General features: G+C 70.3%; 20 protein-coding genes. 11 read left to right on the top strand and 9 right to left on the bottom strand.

Annotation, left to right across the window (positions count from 1 at the left end):
* Positions 1-5 precede the first annotated feature (5 nt).
* Complete coding sequence (locus E4T13_RS25650) at positions 6-707, bottom strand: response regulator transcription factor (RefSeq protein ID WP_137181203.1); 702 nt, start codon at positions 705-707, stop codon at positions 6-8.
* 113 nt (positions 708-820) lie between these two features.
* Between E4T13_RS25650 and E4T13_RS25645 the strand changes: the two genes are divergently transcribed.
* The 4 genes from E4T13_RS25645 (at position 821) to E4T13_RS25630 (ending at position 3,960) form a co-directional block, all read left to right on the top strand.
* On the top strand, positions 821-1,564 hold the full coding sequence (locus tag E4T13_RS25645; protein WP_137181202.1) for a HugZ family protein: 744 nt from the start codon (positions 821-823) through the stop codon (positions 1,562-1,564).
* Between the two features lie 135 nt (positions 1,565-1,699).
* On the top strand, positions 1,700-3,295 hold the full coding sequence (locus E4T13_RS25640) for a phosphoenolpyruvate carboxykinase (protein WP_137181201.1): 1,596 nt from the start codon (positions 1,700-1,702) through the stop codon (positions 3,293-3,295).
* 46 nt (positions 3,296-3,341) lie between these two features.
* Positions 3,342-3,545, top strand: a complete 204-nt coding sequence (locus tag E4T13_RS25635) for a hypothetical protein (protein WP_137181200.1) — start codon at positions 3,342-3,344, stop codon at positions 3,543-3,545.
* A gap of 1 nt (position 3,546) precedes the next feature.
* A complete protein-coding gene (locus E4T13_RS25630) occupies positions 3,547-3,960 on the top strand; it encodes a DUF2237 family protein (protein WP_137181199.1) in 414 nt (137 codons plus the stop codon).
* A gap of 1 nt (position 3,961) precedes the next feature.
* Here the strand turns inward: E4T13_RS25630 and E4T13_RS25625 are convergent, their stop codons facing one another.
* Genes E4T13_RS25625 through E4T13_RS25610 form a run of 4 tightly spaced genes read right to left on the bottom strand, consistent with a single transcriptional unit; the run spans position 3,962 to position 9,202 of the window.
* Positions 3,962-5,161, bottom strand: coding sequence for an MFS transporter (locus E4T13_RS25625; RefSeq protein ID WP_206030310.1), 1,200 nt, complete (start codon positions 5,159-5,161; stop codon positions 3,962-3,964).
* Positions 5,158-8,022: a DNA polymerase I gene (polA, locus tag E4T13_RS25620; protein WP_408906400.1), complete on the bottom strand. Its 2,865-nt coding sequence runs from the start codon at positions 8,020-8,022 to the stop codon at positions 5,158-5,160. Before polA ends, E4T13_RS25625 begins: the two co-directional genes overlap by 4 nt.
* Positions 8,003-8,227, bottom strand: coding sequence for a zinc-finger domain-containing protein (locus tag E4T13_RS25615; protein WP_137181197.1), 225 nt, complete (start codon positions 8,225-8,227; stop codon positions 8,003-8,005). Before E4T13_RS25615 ends, polA begins: the two co-directional genes overlap by 20 nt.
* Before the next feature lie 48 nt (positions 8,228-8,275).
* Positions 8,276-9,202, bottom strand: a complete 927-nt coding sequence (locus E4T13_RS25610; protein ID WP_137181196.1) for a 2-dehydropantoate 2-reductase — start codon at positions 9,200-9,202, stop codon at positions 8,276-8,278.
* Between the two features lie 77 nt (positions 9,203-9,279).
* Here E4T13_RS25610 and E4T13_RS25605 point away from each other — a divergent pair, with 77 nt between their 5' ends.
* The 4 genes from E4T13_RS25605 (at position 9,280) to E4T13_RS25590 (ending at position 13,842) form a co-directional block, all read left to right on the top strand.
* Positions 9,280-10,899 (top strand): efflux RND transporter periplasmic adaptor subunit, encoded by a 1,620-nt coding sequence (locus tag E4T13_RS25605; RefSeq protein WP_137181195.1) that lies wholly within the window; start codon positions 9,280-9,282, stop codon positions 10,897-10,899.
* Positions 10,896-11,639: an ABC transporter ATP-binding protein gene (locus tag E4T13_RS25600; protein WP_170985250.1), complete on the top strand. Its 744-nt coding sequence runs from the start codon at positions 10,896-10,898 to the stop codon at positions 11,637-11,639. Before E4T13_RS25605 ends, E4T13_RS25600 begins: the two co-directional genes overlap by 4 nt.
* Positions 11,636-12,961: an ABC transporter permease gene (locus E4T13_RS25595; RefSeq protein ID WP_240791293.1), complete on the top strand. Its 1,326-nt coding sequence runs from the start codon at positions 11,636-11,638 to the stop codon at positions 12,959-12,961. The genes E4T13_RS25600 and E4T13_RS25595 overlap by 4 nt, the downstream gene beginning before the upstream one ends.
* Before the next feature lie 83 nt (positions 12,962-13,044).
* Positions 13,045-13,842 carry a class II aldolase/adducin family protein gene (locus E4T13_RS25590; protein ID WP_137181193.1) on the top strand — a complete coding sequence of 266 codons (798 nt, stop codon included), beginning with the start codon at positions 13,045-13,047 and terminating at the stop codon, positions 13,840-13,842.
* 73 nt (positions 13,843-13,915) lie between these two features.
* Here the strand turns inward: E4T13_RS25590 and E4T13_RS25585 are convergent, their stop codons facing one another.
* Positions 13,916-14,701: a DUF4394 domain-containing protein gene (locus tag E4T13_RS25585; RefSeq protein WP_137181192.1), complete on the bottom strand. Its 786-nt coding sequence runs from the start codon at positions 14,699-14,701 to the stop codon at positions 13,916-13,918.
* Positions 14,702-14,840: 139 nt separating this feature from the next.
* Here E4T13_RS25585 and E4T13_RS25580 point away from each other — a divergent pair, with 139 nt between their 5' ends.
* Positions 14,841-15,173 carry an MmcQ/YjbR family DNA-binding protein gene (locus E4T13_RS25580; protein ID WP_137181191.1) on the top strand — a complete coding sequence of 111 codons (333 nt, stop codon included), beginning with the start codon at positions 14,841-14,843 and terminating at the stop codon, positions 15,171-15,173.
* Between the two features lie 2 nt (positions 15,174-15,175).
* On the opposite strand, the gene E4T13_RS25575 is transcribed toward E4T13_RS25580, so the two are convergent.
* Genes E4T13_RS25575 through E4T13_RS25565 form a run of 3 tightly spaced genes read right to left on the bottom strand, consistent with a single transcriptional unit; the run spans position 15,176 to position 17,090 of the window.
* Positions 15,176-15,862: an anti-sigma factor domain-containing protein gene (locus tag E4T13_RS25575; RefSeq protein ID WP_137181190.1), complete on the bottom strand. Its 687-nt coding sequence runs from the start codon at positions 15,860-15,862 to the stop codon at positions 15,176-15,178.
* Positions 15,859-16,398 carry a sigma-70 family RNA polymerase sigma factor gene (locus E4T13_RS25570; RefSeq protein WP_137181189.1) on the bottom strand — a complete coding sequence of 180 codons (540 nt, stop codon included), beginning with the start codon at positions 16,396-16,398 and terminating at the stop codon, positions 15,859-15,861. The genes E4T13_RS25575 and E4T13_RS25570 overlap by 4 nt, the downstream gene beginning before the upstream one ends.
* Before the next feature lie 56 nt (positions 16,399-16,454).
* Positions 16,455-17,090, bottom strand: a complete 636-nt coding sequence (locus tag E4T13_RS25565) for a transglycosylase SLT domain-containing protein (protein WP_170985249.1) — start codon at positions 17,088-17,090, stop codon at positions 16,455-16,457.
* Between the two features lie 91 nt (positions 17,091-17,181).
* Between E4T13_RS25565 and hrcA the strand changes: the two genes are divergently transcribed.
* The gene (gene hrcA / locus E4T13_RS25560; protein WP_137181187.1) at positions 17,182-18,282 is read left to right on the top strand and encodes a heat-inducible transcriptional repressor HrcA; all 1,101 of its coding nucleotides are present in this window, start codon (positions 17,182-17,184) and stop codon (positions 18,280-18,282) included.
* 1,566 nt (positions 18,283-19,848) lie between these two features.
* Positions 19,849-20,400, top strand: a complete 552-nt coding sequence (locus tag E4T13_RS25555; RefSeq protein ID WP_240791292.1) for a glycine zipper family protein — start codon at positions 19,849-19,851, stop codon at positions 20,398-20,400.
* The last annotated feature ends 1 nt before the right edge of the window (position 20,401 follow it).

Genomic DNA, 20,401 nt, shown 5'->3' with positions numbered 1-20,401 from the left:
CGGGATCACGCCTCCTTGTAGCGGTATCCCAGGCCGTACAGCGTCTCGATCTGCGCGAAGTCGTTGTCCACCTGGCGGAACTTCTTGCGCACGCGCTTGACGTGGCTGTCGATGGTGCGGTCGTCCACGTAGATGTTCTCGCCATAGGCGGCGTCGATCAGCTGGTCGCGGTTCTTCACCATGCCGGGGCGGACGGCCAGCGCCTTCACCAGCAGGAATTCGGTGACGGTCAGCTGCACCTGCTGGCCCTTCCACAGGCAGGTGTGCTTGGTCTCGTCCAGCACCAGGTCGCCGCGGGCGATGATGCCGCCGGCCGGCGTGCCGCTGCCTTCGGCGCGGCTGGCCTCGTTCCGCCGCAACAGGGCCCGGATACGCTCCAGCAGCAGGCGCTGGCTGAAGGGCTTGGTGATGTAGTCGTCGGCGCCGAGGCGAAGGCCCATCAGCTCGTCCAGCTCGTCATCCTTGCTGGTGAGGAAGATGACCGGAAGCTGGCTGCGCTGGCGCAGGCGCTGCAGCAGTTCCATCCCGTCCATCCGCGGCATCTTGATGTCCAGCACGGCGAGGTCGGCCGGGCGCGCCAGCAGGCCTTGCAGCGCGGATTCGCCGTCGGTGTAGGTGCGGACCTGGAAACCCTCCTGCTCCAGCGTCATGGAGACGGAGGTGAGGATGTTGCGGTCGTCGTCCACGAGCGCGATGGTGGGGGGCACGGTCTATGCTCCTGGGGCATGTGCGGGGCGACGGATGGCCGCGCCGCGGCGATGCTCGGTGCGCAATCTGGCGCCGGATTGTGGCAAAGACGGGTCGGGCAGCGGGATACGATATGGCGACGGAAGGGCTTGGCTTCGAGGCGCGGCGGCTGATCCGCGGCGCGATTTCCGCGACGCTCGCCACCAGCGCGGAAGGGCAGCCCTTCGCCAGCCTGGTCACGCCGGCCACCGCGCCGGATCTCTCGCCCCTGATGCTGCTGTCGAGCCTTTCGGAACATACGCGGCACCTGCGCACGGAGCCGCGCTGCGCCTTGCTGTTCACCGGCGCGCCGGAGGGGCCGAACCCGCAGACCGCGCCCCGCGTCACGCTGAGCGGCCTGGCGGAGCCGGTGCCGGAGGCCGAGGCGCCGGCGCTGAAGGCGCGCTGGCTCGCCCGGCATCCCTATGCGGCGCTCTACGCCGATTTCGGCGATTTCGCGCTGTGGCGGGTCAAGCCGGGCGGGGCGCTGCTGGTCGGCGGCTTCGCCCGCGCCACGCGGCTGAAGCTGTCCGACCTGCTGCCGAAGCCGGAGGCCGTGGCAGCGGTGTCGGAGGCCGAGTCCGGCATCCTGGAGCACATGAACGCCGACCACGCCGATGCGGTGGCCGCGATCGCGCAAGGTCTGCTGGGCGGCGAGGCCGGCGCATGGCGGATGACGGCGGTGGACAGCGATGGTTGCGACCTGGCACTGGAGCAGCGCGTGCTGCGCCTGTGCTGGTCCGCGCCGATCGAGGACGCGAATGGCGCACGTGTGGAACTGGTGCGCGCCACCCGCGATGCGCGAAGCACCCTGAACAAGCGCTTGTCAGGCGAGTAACCAGCCGGTTCGCGTTGTCACAATCGCTTAGCTGGCGTAATTTCGCCGCAGTCACCCATCAAAGGGTGGATATTGCGCGGTGATACCGGCTCGACGCCCGCCCGCCCGGTCCGCGCATCCCTGTGGAGGCACTTGATGACGTCCGCTGATGCAGCGCTCGCGGGGACCGGCGTCGCCGGCCCGGCGGATATTCACGCCAATCTGACTGCCAACGGGCTCTACGCCCATGCGCTGCGCCGGGGCGAAGGCCGGCTTTCCGCGGATGGTGCCTTCATGGCGGTCACGGGGCAGCACACCGGACGCTCGGTGCAGGACAAGTTCGTGGTGGACGACCCGGAGGTGCATGACGCGGTCTGGTGGGGCAAGGTGAACCGGCCGATGCCACCGGCCAATTTCGCGAAGTTCACCAGCCAGGTGCGCGATTGGCTCGGCCAGAAGCCGGAGCTCTTCACCCAGGATCTCTACGCCGGCGCCGATCCCGCGCATCGCATCCGCGTGCGCCTGGTCACGACCAATGCCTGGCACGCGCTGTTCGCGCGCAACATGTTCATCCGCCCCGCGCGGGAGGAACTGGCCTCCTTCAAGCCGGACTACGTGATCCTGCACGCGCCGGAATTCGAGGCCGACCCGGCCGAGATCGGCTGCCGCACCGGCACCTGCATCGCGCTGAGCTTCGCCGCGCGCACCATCTGCATCGCCGGCACCAGCTATGCCGGCGAGATCAAGAAGTCGATCTTCACGGTGATGAACTGGATCCTGCCGGATCGTGGCGTGCTGCCGATGCATTGCAGCGCCAATGTCGGCAAGGCCGGCGATTCCGCGCTGTTCTTCGGTCTGTCCGGCACCGGCAAGACCACGCTCAGCAGCGACCCCGAGCGCGCGCTGATCGGCGATGACGAGCATGGCTGGTCGGACGCGGGCATCTTCAACTTCGAAGGCGGCTGCTACGCCAAGGTCATCAAGCTTTCGCGCGAGGCCGAGCCGCAGATCTGGGACGCCACCCATCGCTTCGGCGCGGTGCTGGAGAATGTGGTGGGCGACGACTACGGCAGCCTCGACCTCGACGACAACGGCCTGACCGAGAATACGCGGTCCTGCTATCCGATCGAGTTCATCCCCAACACCGTCGCCGGCGGGATGGCGGGCAAGCCGAAGAACGTGGTGATGCTGACCGCCGACGCCTTCGGCGTGCTGCCGCCGATCGCGAAGCTGACGCCGGCGCAGGCGATGTACCACTTCCTGTCGGGCTACACCGCGCGCGTGGCGGGCACCGAGAAGGGTCTGGGCAAGGAGCCGCAGGCGACCTTCTCCACCTGCTTCGGCGCCCCCTTCCTGCCGCGCCATCCGGAGGTGTACGGCCGGATGCTGGAGCAGCGCATCAAGCAGGACAACGCGCAGGTCTGGCTGGTGAACACCGGCTGGACCGGCGGCGCCTATGGCACCGGCAAGCGGATGAGCATCCAGCACACGCGCGCGCTGCTGCGCGCCGCGCTCGATGGCTCGCTGGCGCAGGTGGAATTCGTGCGCGATCCCTTCTTCGGCCTGATGATGCCGAAGTCCGTGCCGGGCATCCCCGCGAACGTGCTGAACCCGCGCGACAGCTGGGCGGACAAGGACGCCTATGACAAGCAGGCGAAGCACCTGGTGAGCCTGTTCGAGGCGAACTTCGAGAGCTTCGCCGGCGCCGTCGGCGAGGATGTGAAGGCCGCCGCGATCCGCGCGGCGGCGTGAGCCGAAGCTTCTGGCGCGGCGAGACCGCCGCGCCTATCTTCCGGCCATGAGCGACAGCCGCGCCGATCTGATTCTGGAGCTGCTCCGCGCCATTCGCGCGGAGCAGGGCGAGATCCGCGCTGACCTCGCCGAGGTCAAGGAGCGGCTGGGCATCCTCGAATCGCAATATGCCAGCCTGTCGCGCCGCGTTGACCGCATCGGCGGCGACATGGAGCAGGTGAAGCGCCACCTCGGGCTGATCGAGGCCTGACATGCCCCTCGATGACACGCAGCGCCGCGGCGGACGCGGCGAAGGCCCGGCGCCGGCGAAGAATGTGCTCGGCGGCACCCTGCTGCCCTGCTCGGTCGTGCCGCTGACCGGCTTCTTCCGCGACGGCTGCTGCAACACCGGGCCGCATGACCTCGGCCTGCATGTGGTCTGCGCGCAGGTGACAGCCGAGTTCCTGGACTTCAGCCGGGCGCGCGGCAACGACCTCTCCACGCCGATGCCGGAATACGGCTTCGCCGGCCTCAAGCCAGGTGACCGCTGGTGCCTCTGTGCCGCGCGGTGGGAGGAAGCGCGGCTGGCGAATGTCGCGCCGCCCGTGCTGCTGGAAGCCACCCATGTCGCGGCGCTGGCCGTGGTCGCCCTGGACCACCTGAAGGCGCACGCGCTGGACGCGTAGCCTACCGCCGCCGCAGTTCCGGAAGCGCGGCCGCCAGCGCGGTGATCACCATGAACACGGCGCCCAGAAGGAACACCGCGTTCGGCTGCCCCGCATCCATCAGCCAGCCGAACAGGATCGGCGCGATCATCCCGCCGATGTTGAAGCCGGTGGAGACGATGCCGAAGGTGGCGCCCGCCTGGCCTGGCGGCGCGGCGGCGCGGACCATCATGTCGCGGGACGGCATGCAGAGCCCGCTGAGGATGCCGGAGGCACCGAGCAGCACCACGATCAGCACGCCCGGCAACGGCAGCAGCGCCACGGCCAGCGTCGCCACCGCCGCACCCGCGAAGCCCGCCGCGGCCACCAGCCCGTGCCGGCTCGACCGGTCGGCGAGCCGCCCGCCCAGCAGCACGCCCGTCGCACTGCCGACGAGCAGCGCCGTCAGCGCCGCACTCGCCATCGTCAGCGACAGGCCATGCCCTGCCACCAGCGCCGCCACCGCGAAGCCATTGGTGCCGCCGATGGACAGCGCGATCAGCACGAAGAAAACGGTCAGGCCAAGGATCGCCGGCGACAGCACGCGGGCAGGCTTGCCCTCGCCCGGCCTTGCGCGCGCGGGCTTCACGTCGCGCGGACAGGCCAGCCAGACGATCGCCGCCGCGGCGAAGGCCATCAGCCCCGCGCCCAGCACCGCGCCCTGCACGCCGAAGGCCGCGGCCAGGCCCAGCATCAGCATCGGCGCCGCCGCGCCACCGGCATAGCCGGCGAAGGTGTGCAGCGAGAAGGCGCGCCCCATGCGCGCGCCGCCGATGCCGCCATTCAGCAGCGCGTAGTCGGCAGGATGGAAGGTGGCATTCGCCAGGCCCGCGATCGCGCCCGCCAGGATCATCCAGCCATAGCCGCCGAACAGCGCGAAGCTGGTGAAGGCAATGCCGCCGGTGACGAGCCCCGCCGTCAGCACCCGCCGCGGCCCGAGGCGGTCCACCATGAATCCCACGGGCGCCTGGGTCAGAGCGGAGACCACGCTGAACACGGTGACCACGAGGCCAAGCTCCAGGAAGCCGACGCCCAGCTGGTCCCGCAGCAGCGGGAACAGCGGCGGGAAGACCAGCATGTGGATATGGCTCTGCGCATGCGCGGCGGAGACCGCGCCGAGCAGGCGGCGCTCGGCCGGCGTCCAGCTTGCGGCGGCCTCCGGCGGCGCCGTGGCGATGCTCAATGCGCCTCCGCCCAGGAGCGGCCATGCCCCACTTCGACCGAGAGCGGCACGGAGAGCGTCGCCGCCTCCTCCATCACGCGCCGCACCAGGGCGGCAGTCGCCTCCACCTCGGCTTCCGGCACCTCGAAGACGAGTTCGTCATGCACCTGCAGCAGCATGCGCGCATGCAGGCCCGCATCGCGCAGCGCATGCGGCACGCGCACCATGGCGCGCTTGATGATCTCGGCCGCGCCGCCCTGGAAGGGCGCGTTGATCGCCGCACGCTCCGCGCCGGCTCGGCGGGCGGGGTCCTTCGCGCCGATATCGGCAATCCAGATCTTCCGGCCGAACGGGGTCTGGACGTAGCCGCGGGTGCGGGCGTCCTCCTTGATGCGCTCCATCGCGTCGCGCACGCCGGGATACTGGCCGAAATAGGCGTCGATGATCGCGCGCGCCTCGCCCGGCGGAATGCCGAGCCGCGCCGCGAGGCCGAAGGCGGACATGCCGTAGATCAGGCCGAAATTGATCGTCTTGGCCCGTCGCCTGGCTTCCTTGTCCACCTGCGCGGGGTCGAGCCGGAAGATGTCGGCGGCGGTGCGCGAATGGATGTCCTCCCCGCGCGCGAAGGCCTGCTTCAAGCTCGGCACGTCCGCGACATGCGCGAGGATTCGCAGCTCGATCTGGCTGTAGTCGGCCGACAGCAGCACATGCCCGGGATCGGCGACGAAGGCGCCGCGGATGCGGGCACCTTCCTCGGTCCGGATCGGGATGTTCTGCAGATTCGGATCGTTGGAGGAGAGGCGGCCGGTGGTGGTGACGGCCATCGCGTAGTCGGTGTGGATGCGACCCTGCGCATCCGCGGCCTGGGCCAGCGCCTCGACATAGGTGGATTTCAGCTTCTGGATCTGCCGGTGCGACATCGCGACCTCGGCGATCTGCACGCCCTTGGCGGCCAGTTCCTCCAGCACCGAGGCATCGGTGCTCCAGGCGCCGGTCAGCTTGCTGCGCCGCCCGCCCGGCAGCTTCATCTCGTCGAACAGGATCTCGCCGAGTTGCTTCGGCGAGCCGACATTGAAGGGGCGGCCGGCGAGCTCGTGCAACTGCTTCTCGTACTGCGCGAGCTTGCCGGAAAAATCCTCGCCGATGCGGGCGAGCTCGGCGGCGTCGATCTTGATGCCGCGCAGCTCCATGTCGCGCAGTACCGGCACCATGCGGCGCTCCACCTGCTCATAGAGCGCCAGCGCCTTCGCCTCCCGCAGGCGCGGGCGCAGCAGCAGCCACAGCCGCAACGTGACGTCCGCATCCTCGGCGGCATAGGCGGTCGCCTTGTCGAGCGGCACCTTGCTGAAGGGGATGCGGTTGCGGCCGGTGCCGGTGACGCTGTCGAAGGTGACGGGCTGGTGGCCGAGATGCTGGCGCGACAGCTCGTCCATGCCCTGGCCCCAGCGCCCGGCATCCATGGAGTAGGAGATCAGCATCGTGTCATCCACGGGGGAGACGGCGATGCCGCCATTCTCCGCGCGGCACAGCACTTCCAAATCGTATTTCGCGTTGTGCAGCACCTTGAGGACGGCAGGATCCTCCAGCAGCGGCTTCAGCGCGGCCAGCGCCTGCGCGGCGTCCAGCTGATCCGGCCGCGCTTCGCCCATCAGGTCGCCGCTGCCTTCGTGCGCGAGCGGCACGTAGCAGGCCTTGCCCGGCGCAACAGCGAGCGAAAGCCCGACCAGGCTGCAGCGCAGGCAGTTCAGCCCGTCCGTCTCGGTGTCGAAGCCGATGACCCCGGCGGTGCGCGCGGCGGCGATCCAGCCTTCCAGCGCCGCCATCGTCGTGACCGTCTCGTACGACCCGAAGGGCGCCTCCTGCGGCGCGGCGGCGGGGGCGGCGGGGGCCGCGACGGCGTGGCGCACCGCGCGCGCCGTGCCCGCGCCGTCGCCGAAGCCGAGCCGCGCGAGCAGGCTGCGGAAGCCATTCTCGCGCAGGAATTTTTCGAGCGTCGCCGCCTGCGGCGCGCGGGCGACCATCTTCTCGACCGCGATGGGCATCGGCGCGTCAGCGTCGAGCTGCACCAAGCGGCGGCTGATGCGCGCCTTCTCGGCATTGGCGATCAACGCCTCGCGCCGCTTCGGCTGCTTGATCTTCTCGGCATTGGCCAGCAGCGTCTCGAGGTCGCCATACTCCGTGATGAGCTGCGCCGCGGTCTTCACGCCAATGCCGGGCACGCCCGGCACGTTGTCGGTGCTGTCGCCGGCCAGCGCCTGCACCTCCACCACCTTGTCCGGCGTCACGCCGAATTTCTCCAGCACTTCCGGCTCGCGGATCGGCTTCTGCTTGATCGGGTCGAGCATCTCCACGCCGGGACCGATCAGCTGCATCAAATCCTTGTCGGAAGACACGATGGAGACGCTGCCGCCTTCGGCCACGAAGGCCTTGGCATAGGCGGCGATCATGTCGTCCGCCTCGTAGCCCGGCTGTTCCACCTTGCAGACGCCCAGCGCCTCGGTCGCCTCGCGGATCAGCTCGAATTGCGGGATCAGCTCGGGCGGCGGCTCCGGCCGGTGCGCCTTGTAGTCGGGGTAGATGTCGTTGCGGAAGGTCAGGCGCGCGCTGTCGAACACCACGGCGATATGGCTCGCGGCATGCTTCGACAGGAATTGCGCCAGCATCTGGGTGAAGCCGTAGACGGCGTTCACATGCACGCCATCGGGCCGCGTCATCGGCGGCAGGGCGTGGAAGGCGCGGAAGATGTAGCCCGAGCCATCCACCAGGATCAGGCGCTTCTGCCCCGGCGCGACCGGGCCAAGGCCATTGCCGTTGCCGTTCGCACCGGCCTCCGGCGCCGTCTCCGTCCCGCCTGCGGCGGGGCTAGTGTCCGTGCTCGTCACCTGCGCCCTCGGCCAGCACAAAGGTGCGGGAGCAATAGGGGCAGGTCACCTGCTGGTCCACGATGCGCAGATAGACCAGCGGATGGCCGAGCGCACCGCCGCCGCCGTCGCAGCCCACCTTCCGCTCCTGCACCGTGATCGTCTCCTCCGGCGTCACGCCGGGCAGCAGCACGGGCGTGTAGCCGGTCTGTCGCTGGTCACGCATGGTCAAACCCTGGTCCTTGCCGCCGGGACCATAGGGGGAACGGCCGGATCAGGCCAGCCGCCCGGCCTGGCGGCGCTGGTCGTAGGCCCGGGCATGCAGCAGCGCCATCGCGTGCAGCGTGTCCTCCACCCCCGCGCGGCGCGCCGCCTCGGCGAGGTAACCGAGGATGTGCTCGGCTTCCGTCCGCCCGCCCGCCTCCAGGTCGCGCAGCATCGAGGCGGTGTAGGCGCTGGCGGGGTCGGAGAACAACGCGCGGTAGCTGTCCAGGAAGGCCGGCGTCATCGCATGCCCATGCGCCGCCGCGATGGCCGCGTTCCGCTCCAGCAGCGCCAGCAGGAAGTCCCGCCCCCCCGCGCGAACGATCTCGCCCACATTGGCCCGCATCAGCACCGTGCCGGCCGCGACGGTGCCGAGATGCACCAGCTTCTCCCACATGCGCCGCTGGATGTCCGGCACGGCCTCGGCCTCCAGCCCCTTGGACTTGCCGAGCGCTTCGGCCAGCGCCGCGGCGCGGCCATCCATGCGGCCATCCTGTTCGCCGAAGGTCAGCCAGCGCCAGTCGCCGAGATGCTTCACCACGCCGTCGGCGGCCAGCGTCGCCTGGCACTTCGCCAGCCCGCCCCAGATCTGGGCCGGGCCGAAGGCGTCGTTCAGCGTGTCCATATGGGCCAGCCCGTTCAGCACCGGCAGCACGCAGGCGCCGGCCTCCACCGCCGGGCGGATCGCGGCGATGGCGTCCTCCAGGTCATAGGCCTTGCAGGAGAGCAACACCGCGTCGAAGCCCGGCCCTGCGCGTTCCGCCGTCTGCACGGCGCGCCTGATGTCGCCGAGCGGGCTCTCCACGCGCAGCCCGTCGCGCGCCAGTTGCGCGGCGCGGCGCGGCCGCACCAGGAACACCACCTCCAGGCCCCGCTCCAGCGCACGCCCGCCGAAATAGCCGCCGAGCGCCCCCGCCCCCAGAACCAGCAGCCGCATGCTGCCCCTCCCCGCCCATCACCGGATGCGCCGTGGAGATAGGCGGGTTACAACACCGGGCGCAAATAGGGGCCGCGATGCGCCGCCTGCCGCTGATCCTGATCGTGCTTGCCCTGCTCGGCGCCGCCGGGTGGTGGGCCGGTGCGCCCGCGAGCGGCTGGCTGCCCGGCTGGGCGGGCGGCGCCGCCACCGATGGCCCACGCCTGCGCCTGGCGGAGGTCGATCGCGGCACCATCACTGCGGTCGTCTCCGCCACCGGCACGGTGAATCCGGTGCTGTCCGTGCAGGTCGGCAGCCAGCTGTCCGGCCAGATCCGGGAGCTCTTCGCCGACTTCAACAGCCGCGTCACGGCCGGCCAGCCCGTCGCGCGGCTCGACACCCGCACCATCGAGGCGCGGCAGGCCGCCGCGGAGGCCGACCTGCAATCCGCCAGCGCCGCGGTGCTGGTGGCCCGCGCCAATGGCGACAAGGCGGCCGCCGATCTCGACTCCGCCCGCGCCCAGCTCGATTCCGCCCGCGCCCGGCTGGACAGCGCCGAAGCGCAGATGCGCGACGCCGATGCCGAACTCGCCCGCGCACAGGAACTGCGCAGCCGTGGCGTGAACGCGGAGCGCGACCTGTCCCGCGCCCGCTTCCTGGCGGAGCGGCTGCGCGCGGAGACCGCCGCCGCCCGCGCCGCCATCGCCCAGCAGCAGGCCGAGCTGCTCGGCGCGGAGGCGGCGCAGCGCACCGCCGCGGCGCAGGTGACGGCGGCGGAGGCGGCGGAGGCGCAGCGCGCCGCGCAGCTGCGCCAGGTGGAGGTGGACCTGGCGAACGCGACGATCCGCGCGCCGATCGACGGCGTGGTGATCTCGCGCAACATCGACATCGGCCAGACCGTCGCGGCCAGCCTGCAATCGCCGATCCTGTTCATGATCGCCGCCAGCCTGGACGAGATGGAGGTCTGGGCAACAGTGGACGAGAGCGACATCGGCCGCATCCGCGCCGGGCAGACGGTGACCTTCACCGTCGCCGCACATCCCGCCTTCCCGCTGGAAGGCCGCGTGAAGGAGATCCGCCTGGTCCCCACCACGGTGCAGAACGTGGTGACCTACACGGTGGTGATCGCCGCGCCGAATGTCGGCGGGCGGATGCTACCGGGCATGACGGCGAACATGCGCATCATTGCCGACCAGCGCGAGGATGTGCTGCGCGTGCCCAATGCCGCGCTGCGCTGGCGGCCGCCGGGCAGCGGCGCGGAAGGCGGCGCCGCGGTGGAAGCCAGCCGCGACATGATCGCGCAGGCGCTGCGCGAGCTGGAGGACCTGACCGCCGCGCAGCGCACCGAGATCGCGGCGGCCGAAGCGGAGTTCCGCGAAAGGATGGCGGCGCTGGCGCAGGATGGCGAGGCGCGCCGCGTGCAGGCCCAGGCAGCGCGGCGGCGCCTGATCGCGCGCTTCAACGGCGCGCTGACCGGCGACCAGCGCGCCAAGCTCGCCACCGGGCGCGGCGGCGGCGCCGGGCGGGGCACCGCCGGCACCGTGTGGGTGTTGGACGAGGCCACCGGCGCACCGCGCGCCATGGCGGTCCGCAGCGGCCTCACCGATGGCAGCCTTACCGAGATCATCAGCGGCCTCGAGGACGGCATGCAGGTGGTCATCGGCACGGAGCGCGCGACGCGCAGCGCCTCCGCCGGTGCGCCGCGGAGCATCCGGTGAGCGGCGCGCTGATCGAGACGGAGGGCCTGACGCGCCACTACCCCGCCGGGGAGGGCGTCGTTCCTGCGTTGCAGGAGGTCTCGGTCGCGGTGGAGCCCGGCGCCTTCGTCGCGGCGATGGGGCCGTCCGGCTCGGGCAAGTCCACCTTCCTCAACCTGATCGGATGCCTGGATCGCCCGACGCGCGGCCGTTACCGGCTGATGGGCGAGGATACCGGCGCGCTCTCCGCCGACCGCCTGGCGGCGTTGCGCTCGCGCCGGCTGGGCTTCGTGTTCCAGTCCTTCAACCTGCTGCCGCGGGTGGATGCGCTGGGCAATGTCGAGCTGCCGATGATCTATCGCGGCCTGGGTCGCCGCCTGCGCCGCGACCGCGCGGCGGAGGCGCTTTCCATGGTCGGGCTGGGCGAGCGGCTGCACCACCGGCCGAGCCAGCTCTCCGGCGGGCAGATGCAGCGCGTGGCGATCGCGCGCGCGCTGGTGAACGGCCCGGACCTGCTGCTGGCGGACGAGCCGACCGGCGCGCTGGATTCCGTGACGGGGCTGGAGATCATGGCGCTGTTCCAGGCGCTGAACGCGGCCGGCGTCGCCATCCTGATGGTGACGCATGATGCCGAGGTCGCTGGCTTCGCCGCGCGCATGCTGCGCTTCCGCGACGGGCGGCTGGTGGCGGATACGCGGCACGCGCCGCGCGACGCGGCGGAGGCGCTGGCGGCGATGCTTCCGCAGGGCGTGGCAGCGTGACCATCGAGCGCCCCACCCGCACGGCCGCGGCCAACGCGACGCAGGCCGCCGCGCGCATCCTCCCACCTCTCCCGCCCACCCGCCCCGGGATGGACTTCCCCGAAGCCGTGCGGGGCGCGCTCTCCGCGCTCGCCGCCAACAAGCTGCGCGCGATGCTCACCGCGCTCGGCATCTTCATCGGCGTCGCTGCGGTGATCGCGACCGTCGGCGTCGGCGCCGGCGCGCGGGAACAGGTGCTGGCGCAGATCCGCAGCCTGGGATCGAACCTGCTGGTCATCACGCCCGGCAGCATCAACCTCGGCGGCGTGCGCATGGGCGCGGGCGCGCGCCAGAACCTCACCTGGGATGACGCCCGCGCGATCGAGCGCGAACTGCCCGCGGTCGAAGTCGCCGCCGGCTTCATCCGCAGCCCGCAGCAGCTTGTCGCCCAGAACCAGAACTGGCCGACCTTCGTGCAGGGCATCGACCCGGAATACCTGGTCGCGCATGAATGGACGCTCGCCGCCGGCCGCTTCTTCACGCCGGAGGAAGCGGCCGGCGGGCGCAAGCTCGCGCTGCTCGGCGCCACCGTCGCGCAGAACCTGTTCGGCGAGGCCGATCCGGTCGGCCAGCAGGTGCGCATCCGCACGACGCCCTTCGAGGTGGCGGGCGTGCTCGCGGCCAAGGGCGAGGGCCAGGGCGGCTGGGACCAGGACGACATCGTGCTGATCCCCTTCTGGACCGCGCGGCGGTCCATCATGGGCGCGTCGCGCGCCTGGTTCCGCTCGGTCAACGCGATCAGCGTGAAGGTGCATGAGGGCGAGGACCTGAAGGTGGTGGAGGAACAGCTCCGTGCGCTGTTCCGCCAGCGCCACCGCGTGGTCGCGAACGAGCCCGACACGGTGCAGATCCGCAATCTGGCGGAGGTGGCCGCGACGCGCGACGCCTCCGCGCGCACCCTCTCCACGCTGCTCGCCGCCGTCGCCGCCGTGTCGCTGGTGGTGGGCGGGATCGGGGTGATGAACATCATGCTGGTGAGCGTGACGGAGCGCACGCGGGAGATCGGGTTGCGGCTGGCCGTGGGCGCCAGGCGGCGCGACATCCTCTGGCAGTTCCTGCTGGAAGCGGTGACGCTCGCGCTGCTCGGCGGGGCCGCGGGCGTGGCGGCGGGCATCGGGGTGTCGCAGCTCATGTCGCAATGGGCCGGCTGGCCGGTGCTGATCCAGTGGGATGCGGTGGGACTGGCGGTGGCCGTATCGGGCCTGACCGGCCTGTTCTTCGGCTTCTGGCCCGCCCGCCGCGCGGCCATGCTCGACCCGATCCAGGCCTTGCGGACGGAGTAGCCGGCCGGCCGCTTTGCCTGCCGCCGCTTCCGCGCGATAAAGGCGGCAACGCCATCAGCCCGCCACGACGGAGGAAAGCCGCCATGCCCGACAGCGCCGCCGACCGCTTCACGATCCCCTCGCTGCGCGAGCGCGTGAGCGAGGCGGAATGGAACGCCCGCATCGACCTCGCGGCCTGCTACCGGCTGCTGGAGATCTACGGCATGGCCGACATGGGCGCGAACCATGTCTCGCTGGCGGTGCCCGGCGAGGAAGGCGCCTTCCTGATCAATTCCTACGGCATGTTGTACGAGGAGATCACCGCCTCCTCGCTGACCAAGATCGACATCCACGGCAACGTGCTGATGAAGCCGGAATTCCCGGACGGGCTGAACTACGGGGTGAACCGCGCCGGCTTCGTGATCCATGGCGCGATCCACCAGGCCAAGCCGGAATACAAATGCGTCATCCACACCCACACCTGGCCCGGCATGGCGGTCAGCAGCCTGGAATGCGGCCTGCTGCCGATGAACCAGACCGCGATGCGCTTCGCGAAGATCGGCTACCACGACTACGAGGGCGTGGTGCTCGACGTCGCCATGCAGGACAAGCTGGTCAATGACCTCGCGGATTTCCCCGCGCTGATCCTGCGCAACCACGGCCTGCTGACGGTCGGCCGCACGATCGGCGAGGCGTTCAACTGGATGCATCGCCTGGAACTGTCCTGCAAGGCGCAGCTTGCCGCGCAGGCGACGGGGCAGACGATCGTGCAGGTGCCGCAGAAGGTCGTGGACGAGACCTGGAACAACTACCAGCCGGGCACGCGGCGGCCCTATGGCGTGATGGAGTGGCCCGCGCTGCTGCGCAAGCTCGACAGGATCGACCCCAGCTACCGGACCTGAAAAAGCCTTCCCGCCGTCGTCGCTGGGGCGCGACGACGGCGGGCCGCCTCGATGCACTGGGGAGGGGATCGGGTCAGCGCATCGCGGCGATGTCGAGAAGCTCGCTGCCCGGCAGGCCGCTCACGCTGCCCGCTTCGGTCAGCGCGCCGGTCTCCAGGTTGATCCTGTGCAGCGTGCCGGCCGCCAGGACGAAGCCGGCATTGGCGCCGCCCTCGCCAGCCAGGATGTCGAAGGCGACGCCAGGCGGCAGGCTGGTGCCGAACATGCCCTTGGGCTGCTGCACGCCGTCATTCGGCGGCGCCTGCAGGTTGAAGGCCCCGACCAGCGTGTCGATGGTGTAGAGCGCGGTCGTCGTCGTCCCCGCGACGCTGTTGGTGTAGGCTCCGGCAACGATGCGCGGCGTCGTCTCGGCGAACTGGCCGCCGGCCTGGTATTTCAGCGTGCCGTCGCGCGCCACCTCGCCATTATCCACGTTCACGCGGAAATTCACGCCGGTCATGCCCATCAGGCGCAGACGGTTGGCGACGGGGTTGAAGTCCACCACGGCGCGCCCGCCGCTCTCGAAGGGCATGTTCAGCCGGGACACCTGCGTCGCGGCGCCGGTCATCGGATCGAGCGTGACGATCTGCCCGCGCTCCGTCACGCCATACAGCTTGCCGTCGGCGGGGCGCTGGTCGATGCCGAGCAGCCGGCCATCGGCGCCGGTGATGCGAACGGGCGCGCTGGCGCGGCGCGTCTCGCTGTCGATGCGCAGCAGCATGTTGTCGGCGGTGAGGCCGATCAGCGTGGTGGCCTCGGCGGCCTGCGCGGCCGCGATCATCCCGGCCGCCAGCAGCGCGCAACGGAGTGTGGTCGTCATACCGGATCTCCTGCCTTGTGGCGCGGCGCCGAACGGCCCCGCTGCTGGCGCTACGGGTCGGCGCGATGGGCGGATGCAGGCGAGCCGAATAATTTCGTCGGCCGGTTGCCGTGCCGACACGGGGCGTCATGCTGCGGGCATGGCCGTCAGTCCCGATCGCGCCCGCGCCCTTGCTCTCGCCCTGCCGGCGGCGACGGAAGCGCCGCATTTCCATCGCACCGCCTTCCGCACGCCGCGCAAGACCTTCGCGACGCTCGATCCCGTGGCGGGCGACATCAACCTGATGTTCGACCCGGATCTGCGCGACCATTTCTGCGAGCGTGCCCCCGGCGCCTTCAGCCCGGTTCCGGGCGGCTGGGGCCGCATGGGCGCGACGCGCTGCGACCTGGCTTCGGTCGAGGAGGCGGTGCTGGTCGCCGCGCTGAACGCAGCGCATGCCCTCGCCGCGCCGAAGCCGCGCAAGCGGCGGTAGGGCTACGTCCCCGCGGCCGGCGCCAAGCGGCCGATGAACTGGATAGGACCGGTCGGTCGCCCGATGGGCGAGCCCCCCGGCGGCTCCAGCGTGATCTCGATCAGCATGCCCGGCGAGGGCCGGATGGTGGTCGGCCGCACCGTCACGCGCCCATCCGAGGGGATCAGGCCGAGCGAGGTTGGCGCCGTCGCACCTTGCGGCAGCGCCCACAGTTCCAGCACGCGATCGGACGGCGGCGGGCGGGTGTTCAGCGCGGCCAGGCGGATCTCCCGGCCCTCGGCCTGCACCAGCCAGGCGGGCTGCTGCTGGTCGGTCAGCAGCACCGTCATCAGCATCGGCGCGGGCGCGGGGCGCAGCAGGATGAACGCCGCCAGCCCCGCCGCGACGGCGGTCGCACCGAGCGCGCCAATCCGCCAGGGATCGGCCAGCTTCCGCCACCACGCCGCGGGCGCCGCGGGCCTGGGGTCGAGCTTCGCCTCGATGCGCGACCAGAGATCGGGTGGCGGCGCCTCCGGCATCGCCAGCGCGGCGAGCGGCGCCAGCCGCGCCTCCCACCGCGCCACCGCTTCGGCCAAAGCGGCGTCGGTGGCCAAGGCGTGCGCCACCTCGGTCGCTTCCCTCGCCTCCAAGGTGCCGAGCACGTATTCGGCGGCCAGCGCGTCGCGGGCTGCGGGATCGGCCGGGATCATGCCAGGCACTCCCGCAGCCGCAGCAGGCCGCGCCGGATCCAGGCCTTCGCTGTGCCGAGCGGGATCTCCAGCCGCGCAGCGATCTGCGCATGCGAAAGGCCATGCACGAAGGCCAGCAGGATGCCCTCGCGGTTCTTCGCCTCCAGCGCGGCCAGGCAGTCGCGCAGGCGGCGGCCTTCGGCGCTGGCAGCGACGCGGTCCAGCGCATCGGCCTCCACCGGCTGGTCGCCCAGCGCGGGATCGTCGGTCGGGATCTCCCGCCCGCGGGCACGGGCGATGTCGAGCGCGGCGTGGCGCACGATGGCGGCGAGCCAGGCCTCCGCGCTGCCGCGCGCCGGGTCGAATTGCCCGGCGCGCCGCGCCACGCGCAGGAAGGCGTCCTGCAGGGCATCGGCCGCGGCGTCCCGGTCGCGCAGGATGGCGTTGGCCACGCCGAACAACCGCACCGACTGACGTTCATACACGCCACGCAGCGCCGCACGATCGCCGCGCGCCACGGCGGCCAGCAGCGGCGCAAGGTCGGTGGGGGCGTTCATCGTGGCAACCATGCAGGCGCTACGGGCGACAGGGCAACCCGGATGCGCCGGCCGCCTCAGCGCCGGCAGACGATCCGCGGCTTGCCGTTGCGTCCGACCAGCACCGCCGCCTGCCGCCCCGGTGCACAAAGACCCCGCAGCACGGCAGGCGAGGACAGCAGCGTGCCGCCCGCCACGCGCGCGATGCGCACGCGCGAGTGATAGGCGAGGCCCCGCCCCGGCTCCATCGAATGGTATTGCGCCACGGCATCGGACCAGTTGCCCGTTCGTGTCCGCAGGTCGCGCAGGAATCGCACGGCATAGGCCACGTTCCGCGGCGGATCGAAGGCGGCGTCGAGATCCGCGAACGCGTTCGGGTGATGGAACAGGTTCACCTGCATGCAGCCCACATCCATCGAGCGGATGCCGCGGGCGCGCAGCGCCTCGACCTCGGCGATGGCGGCCTGCTTCGTGGCGGGGAAGCGCCCGCTGCCATCGGCGTTGATGGCGAAGGGCCAGGGCGCGCCCCCCCCGCCCGGCGCCGGACGGCCGCTTTCCACCCGCGCGATGGCCAGCAGCAGGCCGGAAGGGATGCCGGCGCCGCGCTCGGCCTCCGCGATGGCGCGGCCGCAGGCCGTCCACGGATCGTCCTGCGCCAGTGCCGGCGCGGCGGCGAGGCTGGCGAGCAGCGCGAGAAGGGCGGGGCGGCGCATCGCGGCGCACCCTGCGATGGCGCCGACCCTGCGTCCAGGCGCGGTTGACCCCGGACGCGCCGCTTCCCTACTCTTGTGGACGATGGGTCCGATGCACCGGCCACCGCGCCCCGTCCGGGCGCCGGCCATGTCTCTCTCCGCCGCCGCGGTGCCGCCGCTGCCGCCCGGCCTGGACGACCGCGGCGCCGCCATCCTGCGCGAGTTGGTGGAGCTCTACGTCGCGACCGGGGAGCCGGTGGGCAGCCGCACCCTCTCCCGCCGCCTGCCGCAGGCGCTCTCCCCGGCCACGATCCGCAACGTTATGGCGGATCTGGAGGATGCCGGCCTGCTGTTTGCCCCGCACACCTCCGCCGGGCGCCTGCCGACCGAGCGCGGCCTGCGCCTCTTCGTGGACGGGCTGCTGCAATTCGGAGCCCTGCCGGAGGAGGAGCGGGACGCCATTGCCGCCCGCTGCGCCGCCGGCGGCCGCAGCCTGCAGGACACGTTGGCCGAGGCGGGGCAGATGCTGTCAGGCCTGGCCGGCGCGGCCGGACTGGTGGTTGCGCCGAAAAGCGAGGCGCCGCTTCGGCATATCGAGTTCGTCGCCCTCGGCCCCGGCCGCGCGCTGGTGGTGCTGGTCACTGCCGATGGCCAGGTGGAGAACCGCGTGATCGAGGTGCCGCCCGGCCTGCCGCCCTCGGCGCTGGTGCAGGCCGGCAACTACCTCAATGCCCGCCTTTCAGGCCGCACGCTGGACGACACCCGCAGCGCGGTGCAGGCGGAGATGGCGGCGAACCGTACGGCGCTCGACGAACTCACGCAGCAGGTGATCGCCGCGGGTCTCGCCACCTGGTCGGGCGGTGTCGGCGGCACGCTGATCCTGCGGGGCCAGGCGAAGCTGTTGCAGAACCTGGACCAGGTGCAGCGCGTGCAGGAGATCCAGTCCCTGTTCGACCGGCTGGAGACGCAGGAGACGATGCTGCGCCTGCTGGACCTCGCGCAGCGCGGCGAGGGCGTGCAGATCTTCATCGGCGCGGAGAGCGGCCTGTTCGACAGCGCCGGCCTGTCGATGGTGGTCGCGCCGTTCCGCAGCGCCCAGGACCAGCGGATCGTCGGCGCGATCGGCGTGGTGGGGCCGACGCGAATCAACTACGGCAGGATCGTGCCGGTGGTGGACTACACGGCGCGGGTGATCGGGCGGCTGCTGGGATAGGCGGAAATTCTTGATTGCTAATTTGGGTGGCTGAAGCGTAGCCTCCGCGCAGTTCAGGCGTTACGAGAGCGATCGTGCTGCATCAAGGTCGGATCGTTGCTCTATCGTGTGCAGTCGTAGTCGCTGCGATGGTTGCGACCGAGGCCTTTGCGCCTGTGCGGAGCACTGCAGCCGGTCAGCAGTTCACCGACCCTACTGCGCCGGAAATATGGGCTCAGAACATGCAATCGATTGGATTGCGACCCGTTTATCCACCCAGCGAGGATGTGCACGTCGGTGATCTTTGGGCATTTCCAATTCGAAAACAAGATCAAAGGCCTGAGCCTCTCGTCAGGCATGGCGTCAGGATCGGGCACGTTAATCTTGATGAGCTTCTGCTCGATGCGATCCACAGACGGCCCGTTTTCCCGCGGCAGCGGTCGATCGAACCGGCTGGCAGTGACACATCTGTGCAGAATCGGGGCGAACCACAAGGGATAAACCGACGCCTTCAATACTCGGTTGAACAAGGAGATCGGAGAATTGCAGTTTCTATAGTCGGATTTCCTCACATTACACGTCAGATCGACGGGACTGCATTTGCTTCGGCTGGCGCTTATACGGCCCAACTTCATGGGTCTTCCAATTCGGAATTCCTCGAGGAGATCAGCATCCCGCATGCTGTCGGCTATGGAATCGATGCTTGGTCAGCGAGCATAGAGCTCGCAAAGTGGTGCGCGGAGCAAAGCAATCAGTGTCGAAAGGACAGGTTGGCCCGCGTAATACAGATGGTCCACGGCCCGGAGATGATCGACGAGAGTGTGGAAGTAGGCCTCTTGATGGTAAGTTATGTCTTTTCGACCGAACGTATAGAAATGCGTCGGGCACGCCGCAGTGACAGTTCCGCCTCATTATCAGTCGGACGCAACAATAATGAAGGCTCACCGCAGGGGGGTGTTGGCGGAAGTCATTTGTCACGAAACAATTTTTCTGCCGATCGCGAATTCGAAAGGCCAGTCGCTTTCGCCTTCCGAGGTGTATCAATGATCGTTCCCGAACCGCGTGGACCAAACTGAGGAAAATTGACATGTATTTACTCTCCTCCGTGCCGTTCGTTCTTGTTGTTCTTGTCTGCGTCGTTGCGCCGATGGGCATGGCAAAGGCTCAGGCGAGCGGCGCTCGACCCTGTGACCCCTACCCAGCCTGCCTGCTCGATACGGTGCGGCCAGCAAACCCTGGTCTTCCGCCTGTAACGGCAACAGATGGCAGGCCGAGCCACAACGGTGCTGGCTCGGCTATGGTTGCGCCTACGGGACGAGCCATCGGCGGCGCTGGGCAGGCTGCTGGTGAAGAGCAAGTCAATATGCAGTTGCGGTCCTCAACGCCATCAATATTCCAGAGTATCCGATAATTTCGAAGATTCCGTTCACGCTGGCATGCCACGCTGCTCATTTGCGTCGGCGCGCGGTATGGTTGTTGACGTTGCGTTGCCTGCTGCGAAAGCTTCACTTAGCCTCATCTGTTCGATCCATGCAGAAGCCATTCGCTGTCCGTTTTCTCCCGATCCTTCTCCTCGGCGGTTGTGCCGTGGTGCCGCCCTCGGGGCCGACCGTGCTGGCCATGCCGCCGCAAGGCGGCGACCTGCAGCGATTCCAGGCGCAGGACCTGAACTGCCGCAACTACGCGGCGGCCCGAACGGGCTATGGCGGACCGGCGCAGGCGGCGACGAATGCCGCGGTCGGCAGCGCCGCAATCGGCACGGCGGTGGGCGCCGCCGCGGGCGCGCTGGTCGGCTCGGCCACCGGCCAGGCCGGCGCGGGTGCGGCGATCGGGGCGGGCGCGGGGCTGGCGGCGGGCTCGATCGCGGGCGCCAACACGGCGGCGGTGTCCTCGGCGGGGCTGCAGGCGAATTACGACGTGGCCTACGCGCAATGCATGACGGCAGCGGGCAACAGCGTGCAGGGGCCGCCGGTGCCGGTGGCGGTGCCCTATGCCGCGCCGGTCTATCCGTATCCTTACGCGTATCCCTATGTCGCGCCGGTTCCGGTGCCTGCGCCCTACTACTGGGGACCGCGCTATCCGTATGGCGCCTGGCGCGGCTACGGCTATTGGGGGCGGCCGTATGGGTATCGGTGGTAGG

This window comes from Roseomonas sp. AR75 (assembly GCF_005222815.1).
GTDB lineage: Bacteria > Pseudomonadota > Alphaproteobacteria > Acetobacterales > Acetobacteraceae > Falsiroseomonas.
Note: the sequence above shows the minus strand (reverse complement) of the source record. Positions and strands in the feature narration are given on the sequence as shown.

Coding starts and splice junctions, on each gene's coding strand:
- E4T13_RS25640 (WP_137181201.1), top strand. CDS start 1,700: ATGACGTCCGCTGATGCAGCGCTCGCGGGGACCGGCGTCGCCGGCCCG.
- E4T13_RS25635 (WP_137181200.1), top strand. CDS start 3,342: ATGAGCGACAGCCGCGCCGATCTGATTCTGGAGCTGCTCCGCGCCATT.
- E4T13_RS25565 (WP_170985249.1), bottom strand. CDS start 17,090: ATGCGCCGCCCCGCCCTTCTCGCGCTGCTCGCCAGCCTCGCCGCCGCG.
- E4T13_RS25630 (WP_137181199.1), top strand. CDS start 3,547: ATGCCCCTCGATGACACGCAGCGCCGCGGCGGACGCGGCGAAGGCCCG.
- E4T13_RS25610 (WP_137181196.1), bottom strand. CDS start 9,202: ATGCGGCTGCTGGTTCTGGGGGCGGGGGCGCTCGGCGGCTATTTCGGC.
- hrcA (WP_137181187.1), top strand. CDS start 17,182: ATGCACCGGCCACCGCGCCCCGTCCGGGCGCCGGCCATGTCTCTCTCC.
- E4T13_RS25575 (WP_137181190.1), bottom strand. CDS start 15,862: ATGATCCCGGCCGATCCCGCAGCCCGCGACGCGCTGGCCGCCGAATAC.
- E4T13_RS25645 (WP_137181202.1), top strand. CDS start 821: ATGGCGACGGAAGGGCTTGGCTTCGAGGCGCGGCGGCTGATCCGCGGC.
- E4T13_RS25615 (WP_137181197.1), bottom strand. CDS start 8,227: ATGCGTGACCAGCGACAGACCGGCTACACGCCCGTGCTGCTGCCCGGC.
- E4T13_RS25590 (WP_137181193.1), top strand. CDS start 13,045: ATGCCCGACAGCGCCGCCGACCGCTTCACGATCCCCTCGCTGCGCGAG.
- E4T13_RS25605 (WP_137181195.1), top strand. CDS start 9,280: ATGCGCCGCCTGCCGCTGATCCTGATCGTGCTTGCCCTGCTCGGCGCC.
- E4T13_RS25570 (WP_137181189.1), bottom strand. CDS start 16,398: ATGAACGCCCCCACCGACCTTGCGCCGCTGCTGGCCGCCGTGGCGCGC.
- E4T13_RS25580 (WP_137181191.1), top strand. CDS start 14,841: ATGGCCGTCAGTCCCGATCGCGCCCGCGCCCTTGCTCTCGCCCTGCCG.
- E4T13_RS25585 (WP_137181192.1), bottom strand. CDS start 14,701: ATGACGACCACACTCCGTTGCGCGCTGCTGGCGGCCGGGATGATCGCG.